At 65.8% G+C, this 13,180-nt stretch carries 8 protein-coding genes; 6 read left to right on the top strand and 2 right to left on the bottom strand.

All coding sequences use genetic code 11. The features are described 5' to 3' along the window. Positions 1-48 precede the first annotated feature (48 nt). The 3 genes from OU415_RS09480 to OU415_RS09475 all read left to right on the top strand — a co-directional run bounded on the left by OU415_RS09480 (position 49) and on the right by OU415_RS09475 (position 2,962). Entirely contained in the window at positions 49-558 is a 510-nt protein-coding gene (locus OU415_RS09480) for a winged helix-turn-helix domain-containing protein (RefSeq protein ID WP_270948241.1), read from the top strand. Further along, positions 440-1,246 carry a recombinase family protein gene (locus OU415_RS38305; protein WP_408641825.1) on the top strand — a complete coding sequence of 269 codons (807 nt, stop codon included), beginning with the start codon at positions 440-442 and terminating at the stop codon, positions 1,244-1,246. The genes OU415_RS09480 and OU415_RS38305 overlap by 119 nt, the downstream gene beginning before the upstream one ends. A gap of 402 nt (positions 1,247-1,648) precedes the next feature. Continuing rightward, positions 1,649-2,962, top strand: coding sequence for a recombinase family protein (locus tag OU415_RS09475; protein WP_270948240.1), 1,314 nt, complete (start codon positions 1,649-1,651; stop codon positions 2,960-2,962). 376 nt (positions 2,963-3,338) lie between these two features. Here OU415_RS09475 and OU415_RS09470 read toward each other — a convergent pair whose 3' ends face one another. Then, positions 3,339-4,979, bottom strand: coding sequence for an N-acetylmuramoyl-L-alanine amidase (locus OU415_RS09470; RefSeq protein WP_270948316.1), 1,641 nt, complete (start codon positions 4,977-4,979; stop codon positions 3,339-3,341). 230 nt (positions 4,980-5,209) lie between these two features. Beyond that, positions 5,210-6,058 carry a class I SAM-dependent methyltransferase gene (locus OU415_RS09465; RefSeq protein ID WP_270948239.1) on the bottom strand — a complete coding sequence of 283 codons (849 nt, stop codon included), beginning with the start codon at positions 6,056-6,058 and terminating at the stop codon, positions 5,210-5,212. A 310-nt stretch (positions 6,059-6,368) separates the two neighbouring features. Here OU415_RS09465 and OU415_RS09460 point away from each other — a divergent pair, with 310 nt between their 5' ends. Genes OU415_RS09460 through OU415_RS09450 form a run of 3 tightly spaced genes read left to right on the top strand, consistent with a single transcriptional unit; the run spans position 6,369 to position 13,018 of the window. Then, positions 6,369-7,232 (top strand): hypothetical protein, encoded by an 864-nt coding sequence (locus OU415_RS09460; RefSeq protein WP_270948238.1) that lies wholly within the window; start codon positions 6,369-6,371, stop codon positions 7,230-7,232. A gap of 42 nt (positions 7,233-7,274) precedes the next feature. Then, positions 7,275-12,599 carry a PA14 domain-containing protein gene (locus tag OU415_RS09455; RefSeq protein ID WP_270948237.1) on the top strand — a complete coding sequence of 1,775 codons (5,325 nt, stop codon included), beginning with the start codon at positions 7,275-7,277 and terminating at the stop codon, positions 12,597-12,599. Then, positions 12,593-13,018 (top strand): hypothetical protein, encoded by a 426-nt coding sequence (locus OU415_RS09450; RefSeq protein ID WP_270948236.1) that lies wholly within the window; start codon positions 12,593-12,595, stop codon positions 13,016-13,018. Before OU415_RS09455 ends, OU415_RS09450 begins: the two co-directional genes overlap by 7 nt. Positions 13,019-13,180 lie beyond the last annotated feature (162 nt).

Here is a 13,180-nt window from a genome sequence, read left to right as displayed (position 1 = left end):
GACTGGTGGGGGGCTACATCCAGTGGCCTTATGGCTTGTCTAGGGCAATTGATCGGGAACTATCTGCGTTCTTGGGGTTTGTCGCCGCAGAAGCCGATCCGCAGGGCCTACGAGCAGGACCTGGAAGCGGTGCACCGATGGTTGGAGGAGGACTATCCGGCGATCGCCGCCTGTGCCCGCCGTGAGGGCGCGATGGTGCTGTGGCTGGACCAGACCGGGATCCGCTCCGACGCCGCCGTCGGTCGCACCTGGGCTCCGGCAGGCCAGACGCAGGTGGTGGGCAAGACAGGCAATGTGTTCAGCGTGAACGCCATGTGCGCGATCGGTAACAAGGGCGAGGTGGATGCGGGGCCGCATCCCAACGCCACGCACGCGCAGTGGGGGCGGCGTGTGCACGTGCTGGAGCCGGACCCGGGCAACGGCGGCGTGGGTACGGTGGATGTTCGCCGAGCGGGCGCGTGGTCGGTCGGTGGCGTCGTTGGCGCGGGAGCTCAATGGGCGTGGCGTGCCGTGTCCGGCCGATGTGGACCAGGCTCGGAACACACATCGCCCGGGTAAGGGGTGGATCGCCCGCACTATTGCGCTGATTTTGGAGAATCCGCGCTACACGGGCCGGCAGGTCTGGAACCGGCACTCCACGAAGGGCCACGGCGCCGGGGGACGCGCGGGTGGCCGAGGCTCAGGGGTAGTGCGGCGGAATGCGGCGCAGGAGTGGGAAGTGTCCGAGGAGCGGCCGCATCCGGCGTTGGTCGAAGAGTCCACGTTCCTCGACGTGCAACGGATCCGTGCGGTCCGGGCGACCAAGGACGGCGAGGCTCGCACGTACGAGTTGGCTGATCTGGTGGTGTGTGGGGAGTGCGACCGTCGGATGGATGCGCACTGGGTTCATGGTCGTGCCGGGTATCGCTGCCGCCACGGCTACAGGCCACGCTTACCGCGGCCGAGTCCGGTGCCCCGCACCGTGTATGTCCGCGAGGATCACCTTCGCGATGCTTTACCCGGCTTGCTCAGTCAGCGGGGTGGGGAACCATCCGAGGATGATGTGGGCAACGAGGTTGGTGATTATCTTCGCCGAGCGGGGCTGGAGATCGTGTGCAGCCACGCTGGCTGGTGGCTCAGGCCGATACCAGGCTGTCCAGCTCCCGAACTGATCGCCCCATCCGGCGAGAACCCTTCCGCGCTCGAGACGGACTCCACCGTCGGGCGTCAAAGGAAGAACCCCGCTACCAGCAGTAAGGAGTGCTAGCCTCCGGGTCAGAAAACCCGTGGGGTAAGAGAGTGTCCGAGGGGGACTTGAGCCCCTACTCGCGCGATATTTCCCGTCTTTGGGGAAATCACACCAGAATCGTAGCAGACTCCCTTTTTTCGAGGCTACAGCCATGTGACTGGTCACAGGGGTGGTGTGAATCGGCCTGGGTGTGCCGGAGTCTTCTGCCTGTGACGGTGGGGTGCGGCTATTCGGGTCATGTTGTGTGGGGCTGGCGTCAGAGGGGCTGCGCGGGGGCGTTCCAGGACTGCCTTTGTCGGTGGTGCTGGATGCGGGGTGTGCGCGGTGATCGAGTCAAAGAATGCAGACCCGGAGAGAGTGGCCGGTCGTGGTCGTCGTCGGGGGTCGGGCCGGCGGGGGAGTGGCCGTGATGAGGTCCTGGTGCGGTTCGCGTTTTACGGTCGGATGTCGACCCAGGAGTTCCAGGATCAGGAAACCTCGCTGGCCTGGCAGCTGGAGGTGGCGGAGGAGACGATCGCCGGTCGTGGGGTGATCGTGGCCGAGTTCTTCGACGAGGGCTGTTCACGCCGGTGGTCGTGGCCGAAACGACGGCAGGCGGCGGCACTGCTGGACGAGGCGCGGCGCCCGGACCGCGGTTTCGACGCGGTGGTGGTCGGGGAGTACGAGCGGGCCTTCTACGGCGATCAGATCCGGACGGTGCTGGCCTTCCTGACCGAGCACGGTGTGGATCTGTGGTTGCCGGAGGCCGGTGGGCCGGTGGATCTCGACGATCCGACACACCAGGCGTTGATGCTGCTACTGGGTTCCCAGTCCCGGCAGGAAGTGCTACGAACCCGGCATCGGGTGCTGGCGGCGATGCGTACCCAAGTCTGTCAGCAGGGCCGGTTTCTGGGTGGCCGGCCACCGTATGGATATCGCCTCGTTGACGCGGGCCCGCACCCGAATCGTGTCCACGCGCGGTGGGGACGGCGCCTGCACCGCCTGGAGCCGGATCCGGTGACGGCGCCGTGGGTGCGGTGGATCTTCCAGCAGCGCGCCGCCGGGCGCAGCGTCGCGGGGATCGCCCGGGAACTTAACGAACGCGGGGTGCCGTGCCCATCGGGAGCGGACCGGGAGCGCAACTCACACCGTTCGGGACAGGCGTGGATTGCGCGAACCGTCGCCGGGATTCTGGAGAATCCCCGCTACACGGGGGTGCAGGTGTGGAACCGGCACGGCACGCTGCGCAACCACGGTGCTGCTCGTCGCGGCGGCGGTGCCGGGGGACGCATGGACCAACAGGATTGGGTGGTGTCGAACGCGCCCGCACACGCCGCCCTGGTCGACGAGGCGACGTTCCGGTCGATCCAGGGCATGCGTGCCGCTCGCAAGAGCAAGGAGGGGGACACGCGGGTGTATAGGTTGGCGGGGTTGATCGTGTGTGGTGTGTGTGATCGGCGGTGCGACGCGCACAGGGTACACAACCGGCCGGGATACCGCTGCCGTCACGGCCACACCAGCGCCCGCACTCGGGAACCGGTCATGAAGAACACCTACGTCCGGGAGGACCACCTCCTCGAGGCCCTCCGGGCCCGTCTGGGCAGTGGCACCAGCGGCGACGACACAGATCTGGCTAATTACCTCCGTACGAACGGCCTGGTGATCGTCTATTCCGGTCCGGATTGGAGTCTCGATGAGGTGTCACCAACGGCAGTGTCAACGACGCCGGAAGTCCAGAGCCTCAGGAGATCCTGAGGGTCTTCTTGGTGATGGTTAACCTCACCGGCGGTAGCATGCAATTCCAATCACTGCCAATCAAGGGATTCGTCACGAACAACGGCGAAGATTGCCAGCGAAATCGACCCGCTGCAAATCCGCACCATCGTGCGCACCGCGTTCGGTAACAGCCAGCGCCCCCAATGCCTCCGCCGTCACGGTCGATGTTCGCAATGATTCAAGCGGAACCGAACTGGCAGCGAACATCTCTGACAAGTACGACAGTGAACGCCGTCATATAGATGGCCGCTGCTGATCGGAATTGGTAGTCAGTGGTCGACCACCTGCTGGTGCAGCCGGGCTCGACGCGTTGGCAGGTGGTTCGGGCGACCACCCGCGCCACCTGTCATCGCGGTCATTTGACCTGGGCGGTAGTGCCTCCAGTGGTGGCGTTCCATTCGATGTAGCCGCCTTGGAAGTCGGTTCGTCGTCCGGCGGTCACTGCGTATTCGTCGCTGGTGGGGTAGCCCAGCCAGGATGTTTCCCAGCCGAGGGCGCTCCAGCGGTCCCGGATGGCTCCGTGGACGAGGTGCGCGCCGGTGATGGGGGTCCAGTAGATGGAGGCGTTCTTGGTGAAGTGGTTGTACCGGCCGACTCCGTCAGGCGTGCCTAGCTCGTCGGTGATGGGGTAACCGGCGGGTCCGGTTTCCCATCCGTTGGCGGCCCAGGCGTTGCGGATGGCTCCAAACACGGCGTGCGCGCCGGTGTTCCGGGTCCAGTAGATGGAAGCGTCGTGGGTGAAGTGGTTGTATCGGCCGATCGTGTCGGGCGTGGCGAGTTCGTCGGTGGTGGGGTAGACACCCGCGGTCGGTCCGCCGAGCCGGTTGTAGGTCACGTGGATGTCGCCCTTGACCTGGTGTGCGCCGAAGTCGCTGCGCCACGCGATGGTCGAGGATCCGCTGCCGAACACGGTGGCTCGGCCTCCCCCGGGCCAGTCGTTCTCCACCGCGTAGACCGGGCCTGCTTCGTTTTCGCCGCCGAGTGCCTGCCATTTCTGGTGGATCGGCCCGCTGCGCCAGTCGCCGGCCAGTTGCACGGTGCGGTCCCGGACCGATCCCAGGGAGTCGTAGCCGAAGCTGCCTGGGCAGGTGGTTCGTCCCACGTCGCGGTGGGCGAAGAGCGTGGGTAGCGTGACAGGTGTTCCTGCGGCGTATTTCGAAGTGCCGCCTCCGGCGCTGACGAGTGTGACGCTGCCAGCGGGGTCGACGTAGCTGTTGGGGAGCTTCCACGCGATCATCTGCGACACGGACTCCAGCGTCGCGGTGCTGGGAGGGATCGCGTCGTAGTCGCCGATCATCGAGATGCCGAAGACGTGCCGGTTGAATCCGCCGGTGTGTGCGCCGAGGGTCGGCAGGTGCAGGCCGCCGGTGCGGCCCTCGAAGATGGTGCCGCACTTGTCGACCAGCGCGTTGTAGCCGATGTCGCCCCATCCGTTGGTGACCGAGTGGTAGTAGTAGATGCCGCGTACCAGCGCTGCGGATTGGTCGCAGGTGTAGTCATTGCTGTCGGCGGTGTGGTGCAGCGCGGCGGCTTTGACCGTGGTGGCGTATTCCGGATCCCAGGTCATCAGTGATTCATCAGCACCCCACTGCGCGCGGGTGACGACCGTTGGCACGGTGGAGACGCTGCTGCTCGCGGCGGAAAGCTGGCTGATCTGGGCGTCGTTGGTCGAGGTTCCCGGATCGATGGCGACCAAGGTCAGTTCGTCGGTAGCTGGTCTGCCCGCGCGCTGGGCGCGGACCTGAACGCGGGTGGTAGGCCCGGTCCACAGCGGTTCGGTCGTCTTCGGGGACTGGCCGCGGTCCGGGCCGCCGTCCTGCTGGTCCAGGGTCCGCCAACCACTCCAGGTGCCTCGAACGGATCGGGTGCGCAGTTCGATCGAGTCAGGTTCCGTGCCTTGCCAAGTCAGCCCTATGAGCGAGAACTGCCGCCGTGACGCGGCTTCGCGCATCCCGGCCGGGACCCCCGGTGGCCGCTCCGCATCGGCCAACGGCACTTTCTCCGCTCGCGGAGTCACAGGGTGGGCGGCAGGCAACGCCGCTGGATGAACGGTCTTCTCCACGAGCACCGCCGGACTCGCCTGGGCGTGCGGTAGGCCACTGGCCGACAGCGCCAAGACGATGGCGAATAGTGCGATTCTGGGGCGACGATTCGTCGTCATTACTACCTCGGCAGGTCTGAACCGGAAAAACAACAGCGTGCTCAGGACGCGAGAACCGCTGTGCCTCAGTCGGTTCGGGTGGCGGTGAGGGCGAGGGCTGGGCCGTGGGGATGGTCGGGGGTGTCGAAGCCGATGTTGGTGACCGTCCAGCCGAAGTGCTCCAGAGCGGCGAGCAGATCGGTTCGGGTGAGCCAGTTGCTGTATGGCGCGCTGCCACCGCAGAATCCGTTGCGTTGCAGGGCTTCCGCGTAGTTGAAGCGGTGCAGGGTGTGGCCGAAGCCGAGGTAGCCGACCGGTTGATGACCGGGGAAGCGGGGTGCGAGCAGCTCGCTGCGGCTGATGATGTCTTCGTCGTAGACGTGGGTCCACAGGAACAGCTTGGTGGCGACTTTCGCGGTGAGCGCGATGGTTTCGACGGGGTTGCGCACGTGGTAGAGCACGCCGCTGGCGAAGCAGATGTCGAAGCGCTCCTCGGTGTCACGGAGGTAGGGCGTGAAGTCGCCGAGCAGGAACTGGGCACGAGGCATGCCGAGCAGTTCCTTGGCGATGAGGCACTTGAGGTAGGCGCGGGTTTGCGCTTCGACCGCGGTGATTTCGGCGCCGGCGGTGTGGAGTTGGTAGGTATGTCCGCCTTCGAGCGGTCCGAGCTCCAGGATGCGGCTTTCCGCTACACCACCGAAGGACTCGATGGCCCAGGTGACGCGGGCGTCGTCGAACAGCGGTAGCGGACCCGCTTGGACGTGTTGCAGCGGCGCGGGGAGCTGGGAAGACCACTCACCAGCGAAGAGGTCGACGGCGTTCTGCGGGGCGGGCGCGCTGGTCACGTACTCGTCGAGAATCGACGGCGTGGTCGGCTCCGACCCCTCTGCGGATGGTGGCGTGGTGGTGCGGGACCTGCGTAGGAGGGAACGCACGGCCTGGCCCTTCTGCTCCTGGTCAGCGGAGGCGCCAGGTATGCGTTTGTCGCTCGGCGCCGTGATGCGCCGAAAAGCACGGTGTCGCGGCCTCTATCGACGCGACCACATCGGGCGTTACACGAAAGCTCGCCTGCCCCAGATGATTTCATTTCCGCACCACGCCAACCGCCACGGAGCGATCCGGCGCCGTTGCTCCTAGTTATCACCCGTTTGTCGTATTGGTGTTCTGATGGTCGTCTGGTGACGATGTGACGGCTTTCTTGGCGCGGGCTGTGGGGCCTGCACCGATTCTTCGAGGAGTTTCGGCATGGTCCCTGCTCGTCCTGATGATCGCGCGCGCTCTCGTGTGCGGCGGTTGCTGTCTCGTTTGCTTTGCGTCCTTCTGGTGTTCGCGGTCGGTGTCTCGGTCGTCGAGGTCGTGGTGCCGCCTGCGGTGGCGTCGGCTGCGCCGGATCCTGCGCGTGATCCGCGCGAGAATCCGCTACTGCCGGGCAAACCCACTCCGCAACCGGTGTCTCCAGGCCGGACCGATGCCGACTTCGGACCGCTGACCGAGCGCGACGGGTATGCGGGATCCCGGTTCGATCCCGTGCGGTCGAAGCTGGTGTCGCGGTCGATGTTTGTCGAGGAGTGGGCGAATCCGGACGGAACCCGGACGCTGCGGCAGTCGACGGTGCCGTTGAACGTCCAGGACGAGGCGGGACAGTGGCAGCCGGTCGACACCACCCTGCAGTCTGACCGGCGATCGACGCGGGCACATGCGCAGCGGCACGTCCTGCGCCCCTCGGTGGCATCCAAGGCCAACGATCCGGCCGTGGTTGCGGTGGAGGTCGAGGGCAAGAAGGCGTCGCTGGCGCTGGAGCAAGCCGCGGACCGCCCGGTGCGACTCGACGGGGACAAGGCTGCCTACACCGATGTCCAGCCGGATACGGACTTGACCTACGAGGTCACGTCTGGGGCGGTGAAGGAGACCATCGTCCTCAAGCGTCAGGGCAGGTCGTCGTGGCGTTTTCGCCTGACCACCGAGGGTTTGACGCCTGAACTGGATGCCACCGGTGGCGTAGCCCTCAAGGATGCTGGTGGCGTGGTGAAGGTGGCGTTGCCGCCGGTCGAGGTGTGGGATTCCTCCGGTGGCGGCGACAAGGCGCCCGCGATGACGGGTGGCCGCTAGGAACTGACCCAAGTCGGACCGCAGTGGTTCCTGAATGTCTCGGTGGATGAGCAGTGGCTGCGGGCGCCGCAGCGGCAGTATCCGGTGTTCGTGGATCCGACGATGTCGTTCGGTGTGATCGACTCGCGCGCCTATCGCTCTGATGGCTATGAGTGCGCGAACTGCGGGCTGCGGATCGGCAACAGCCAGTCGGCTGGTGACACCTACAACCGCAGCGTGTTCAAAGTGGACTACTCACCGCTGTTCGGCAAGACGGTGGTCGGTTCGCGTCTGGACGTGTGGAAGGTGCCGGGCTACACCGGCTCGGTCAAGTCGTGGAACACCGACCTGTACCACGCCTCCGGTTTCAACTTCAACGCTGTGGGTGGCTACGTCGCCAGCACCTACGTGGGGGATACCGGCCAGTTCGCCGGGGAGGGGTTGACCGGGTTCATCCGTTACCTGGTCGAGCGGGGTGATCCGACGGCGTGGTTCATGCTGATCGGTCACGAGCAGGCCGGGGTGTGGACCTACAAGCACCTCGACGCCACGTTGCTGGTCGACGTGGGGTCGGCGCCTCCGGCTGCGCCGCTGGTTGCGCCGACGGACAACGCGACGGTGACGACCACGACACCGACCCTGCAGGTGGGTGCCGTATCGGACCCGGATGGGGAGGCGGTGAAGTACTGCTTCCGCGTCGCCACCGGGCCGGACGCGAAGACCGGCGTGGTCGTCGAGTCCGGCTGCCTCGATACGCCACAGTGGACGATACCGCCGGGTGTGTTGCAGGACGGTGTGGCCTACACCTGGCAGGTCACCACGGTGGCGAACCTGACCAGCACGACCTCGTCCTGGGTCGGTCATGTCAAGGTCGATTTGCGTATCGGTGACCACGGACCGTCCCCGACCGATGATGTTGGCCCGGTGGAGGTGAACCTGGCCAACGGCAACGTCTCCACCCAGGCGTCGTCGCCGACGTTCACCACGGTCGGTGGTACGGCGGGTGTGTCGTTCTCCTACAACTCGCAGCAGACCGACCCGAAAGGGCTGCGCGCGTCGTACTACAAGGACCTCAACCGCAACACAGTGATCGACGACGGTGTGCAGCCGACGCTGGTGCGCACCGAGCCGCAGGTCAACGTCGACTGGGGCACGGCCTCCCCGTTCGCGCCGGCGCTGCCGGCGGACGACTTCATCGTGCAGTGGAACGGTTTCTTCCAGGTCCCGGCCACCGGCACCTATCTGTTCGCCGGGGTGCACGACGACAAGGCCACGGTGTGGATCAACGGCACCCAGGTGTACCTAGGCGAAGGCCCGAGCGATGTCAACTGGACCCAGGCCACCGGGGTGTCATTGACGGCGGGGCAGCGCGTGCCGATCAAGGTGGAACTGGCAGAGAAGACCGGTTCAGCCAGGTTGCGGTTGTTCGTCAAAACCGCCGATGACGTCGCGGTTCCGTCCCAGATCGTGCGCTCGGACTGGCTCTACACCGAGGACCTGCCCGCCCTGTCGGAAGGCTGGACGCTGTCGGCCGATCTGGACGGCAGCGGCGGCAGCTACGTCTCCGCGCAGGTAGCCGACCAGACGGTCGTCCTGACTGATGCGACGGGTGCGAAGCACACCTGGACCAAGGCCGCCACCGGCGGCTACACCCCACCTACTGGTGAAGACGGCGTCCTCTCGCTGGACACGGCTGGGCGGGTCACGCTGACCGATGGCGGCGAGGTGTTCGTCTTCCGCGCCGATGGGAAGCTGGAGTCGCAGAACTCCGTCGCGGACTCCCGCAGACCCGCGGCGCTGCAGAACATCTACGACGGCAGCCCGGTGCGGCTGCGGGAGATCAAGGACCCGGTCTCCGGGCGCTCCCACGTACTGCACTACAACCGGCCCGGGGACGACTGCTACGGCAGCACACCGGTTCCGCCTGGTGGGGACGCGTTACCGCCGTCGCAGATGCTGTGCCGCATCACCTACTGGGACGGCACCGAAACCCACCTGTGGTACGTGGCCGGGAAGCTCTCCCGGATCGAGGACCCAGGTAGCGAACTCACCGACTTCGGCTACAGCCCCACCTCTGGCAAGATCGACGTGATCCGCGATCCCCTGGCCAACGACTGGATCGCTGTCGACCCCGCCACGCGCGAGTCCAGCACCGAGGTCTTCACCGCGATCGCCTACGACACGGCCACGGGCAAACCGAAAGCCACCTCGGTGACCCAACCCGCGCCCGCACCCGGTCAAGCCCGGCCCACGCACACCTACCGCTATATCAACGGCGGGGAGACGCAGGTCGACGTCGCCGGTCTTACCCCGGCCTCTGGGTTCGCGCGGAAGGTCACCTTCGACGCCGGGTTCCGGCAGTTGACCGACACCGACGCCACCGGCAAGGCCAGCCGCCAGGAGTGGAACGTCAAGGATCAGGTCGTCGCCACCATCGACCCAGTGGGCCGCAAGACCACCACCATCTACGACCACGCCGACCGCCCCACCGACACCTACGGACCCGCACCCGAATCCTGCTTCAACGGCCTAATGCCAAGCTCCACCTGCGCGTCTACTGTGGACCACAACCACACCGAGTACGACGAAGGTATCAACAGCCTGGCGGTGTCGCTCTACGACAACCGCGAACTCGCGGGAGCGCCGAAGTACTACGGCACCGGGATCGGCACCGCGGACGGGAGTTTCGCCCGAAACCTGGGGTATGACGCACCCGCACCGGGAATCCCGGCCGACCACTTCTCACTGCGCGCCACCGGCGAGATCATCTTCCCCCAAGCCGGGTCCTACACCCTGCGCGTGCTGGCCGACGACGGCGTCCGGGTGTGGATCGACGACCAGATCCTGATCGACGACTGGCGCAACACGACACCGGCCTGGCGGCAGGCCACGGTGTCCAGCCCCAGCGCTGGCGCGATCAAGCGCATCCGTGTCGAGTACTACGAGTACGACCTCACCGCTCAATTGGAGCTGCACTGGACCACCCCGTCCGGCGTGCAGGAAGTCGTGCCCGGCACCCAACTCAGGCCGCGCTACGGGCTGACGACCTCGACCACCGAGGACGAATCAGGCGGCGTGCCCAACAAGGTCACCACCACCCGCTACAACGACAACGGCCTGGACCCCATCCACGGGCTGGCCACTACCAGCATCACCGACCCGGCAGGCTTGGCACTCACCGCCTCCAACGCTTATGAGACGCCCGGCGCCGGATACCTGCGGCAGACCGGGAAAACCATGCCCTCCGGCGCCCAGAGCACCACCACCTACTACGGCGACGCCGAAACCCGCGACAACCCCTGCACACCCGCCGTTGATCCCGCCAATCAGGGCGGTCTGGCGAAACTGACCACCTCACCAGCGCCCACGAGCGGGCCTGCTCGGATGGACGAGCAGGTCTATGACGCCTCCGGCCGCGTGGTCGCCGAGGCGGTCAACGGCACATGGATCTGCACTCGTTACGACACTCGCGACCGGGTCATCGAGAAGACCTACCCCGCCAACCCCACCGCCCCAGCGCGCACCGTCGCCACCAACTACGCCGTGGGCGGCGACCCGCAAACCACCTCGGTCACCGACACAGCGGGAACCATCACCACCCGCGTCGACCTGCTCGGCCGCACCGTGCTCTACACCGATGTGCACGGCACCCGCACCGAAACCAGATACGACCAAGCAGGCCGCGTCACCAGCGAGATCGTCACACCACCCAACATCGCCGACACACCCCAGACCACCGAGTACCGCTACGACGACGCAGGCCGCGTCCTGGAAACCAAGCTCCTGGCCACCGTCAACGGCACCCCCACCACCACGGTGCTGGCGATGCCCGGCTACGACGCCGCCGGCGAACTAGCCTCGGTCAACTACGGCAGCGGCACCTCCCTGACCACGATCGGCAAAGACCAAGCCGCCCGAGTCACGTCGCTCACCTGGCGCAAACCCGACGCCACCCAAGTCGTCTCCACAGTGAGTCGCAGCCGCGCGGGCACCATCACCGACGAAACCCTCGCCGGTGTCGACGCCAACCCGACGGGGGCGAACTACCTCTACGACGCCGCCGGACGACTCACCGAGGCGTGGGTAACGGGGCATCACTACACCTACGACTTCACCACCGCACCCAGCGGCTGCCCCACCGGCACCCAAACCAACGCCGGTGCCAACACCAACCGCCTACGGCTGATTGACGACACCGGCACGGGCACGACCGAGACCGGCTACTGCTACGACGCCGCTGACCGCATCCTCGCCACCACCGGCGCGAACCCGGTCACCGGAATCACCTACGACGACCACGGAAACACCACCCAGTACGTCCAGGGTCCGGTCACCACTGCTCTCGGCTGGGACAGCGCTGACCGCAACCTCACCGCCCGCACTACGAGCACCAACCCGGCCGACGTGGCAGAGGTGACCTACGGCCGCGACGCCACCGATCGGATCGTCCGTCGGGACGCCGCCCAGGGCGACACTCCGGCCGCGGTGCTCTACAGCTACAGCGCCGACGGCGACACCGCAGACCTCGCCCTCGACACCAACAAGCGGGTCGTTTCCCGCACGATCTCCCTGCCTGGCGGAGTGCTGTGGACCGCCACTCTCGATGCTCGGGGCAACGCCACCGGACGCTACGACCACCCCACCGTCCGCGGCGATCTCACCCTGAGCACCGACGCCGCCGGTGCCCAGCTCGGAGACCTGCGCACCTACACCCCCTACGGCGAACCGTTGACGGCGGCCGGTGTTGTCGACCCGGACAACGTGCCGGACAACCAGCCCGGGCAGTTCGACTACGGCTGGCTCGGCCAGCACCAACGCCCCTACGAACACGGCGGAGCCCTATCCCTCGTGCAGATGGGAGCCCGGCCCTACTCACTCCTGCTCGGCCGCTTCCTGTCCGTCGACCCCGTCGAAGGCGGCTCCGCCAACGACTACGACTACACCAACGCCAACCCCATCAACGAACTCGACCTCGACGGCAAATGGTCCTGCGGCTGGTGCCGCAAAGTCGGCTCATGGGTGTGGCGCAACAAATGGGAAATCGGGCTCACCGCGCTTGGATTCGTACCGGGTTTGGGCGCTGCAGCGTGGGTCTATCGCGCTTATCGAATAGTTCGTGTGGCTCGAGCTGCGCAAGGATTGTCTGGCGGAATCCGAGCGACTCGGCTCACTTCTCATCTAGCGGGCCGAATGTGGGTAGGCCGCCGGGCTGTCAGGAAGTCAGCAGACAGCGGATATCGACTATATTCCAGGAATGGCTTGCGGCAGTGGCGCCCTCCGCAGTACAAGAAGAATATGGGCAAATGGCAGTCCAACTTTGAATGGAGAAACAAGCCAAAGGGTAGAATGACCACCAACTATCATGTCAATCACAGGCGGCGATGGTGATGACAGACGCATCGACACCGGACATTCACCGATTCCACAACCGGATAGCAGAGGTATCCGATGGGATGATTTTCGTCGGATACCTCTGGGTCGGCGTTGCCGATGTAACATGGCGTCATCGGGGCAAGACCTATCAAGATGTCAATGTTGACATGGTCCTCGCCAGTAGCACGGGCAACCCGCAAAATCCGTGGGATTTCAGCGACCGTGCAGACCCAGACGATGCTGACGCATACGCGGAACTGGCTTCCGGCAGGGTTCTCTGGTACGGGACGGAATACTCAATCCGATTTCTTGATTCAGGCGAAGCCTCCCGCGTGCTGAGAGATGTGTTCCCGTCGAAATTCCCTCCTCCAGGCAAAATGGAGACATTGATTTCCAGAATCAGGGAGTTCATCGACAGGAGGAGGCGCCTGTAACCTGCAGATTGAAAGACCGGGGTGGTGAGATGGAACGCGAAATCCCAATGATCAGTAAATTGCGGTCTCGCGGGATACGGGCGAACGAGTGACGGAGCGGACGGTCCTTGGGCGGGTGGGCAAGGGGTGCTGTTTCTGGAGCGTTCGGAGCGGTGCGGGGCG

It is taken from the genome of Saccharopolyspora oryzae (genome assembly GCF_027853915.1).
In the GTDB taxonomy this organism is placed as follows: Bacteria; Actinomycetota; Actinomycetes; order Mycobacteriales; family Pseudonocardiaceae; genus Saccharopolyspora; species Saccharopolyspora oryzae.
This window is presented reverse-complemented; position numbering and strand designations above follow the sequence as displayed.

What these genes read in the sequence shown, in the direction of transcription:
- OU415_RS09460 (WP_270948238.1), top strand. Translation starts at nt 6,369, where the DNA reads ATGGTCCCTGCTCGTCCTGATGATCGCGCGCGCTCTCGTGTGCGGCGG.
- OU415_RS38305 (WP_408641825.1), top strand. Translation starts at nt 440, where the DNA reads ATGTTCGCCGAGCGGGCGCGTGGTCGGTCGGTGGCGTCGTTGGCGCGG.
- OU415_RS09450 (WP_270948236.1), top strand. Translation starts at nt 12,593, where the DNA reads ATGGTGATGACAGACGCATCGACACCGGACATTCACCGATTCCACAAC.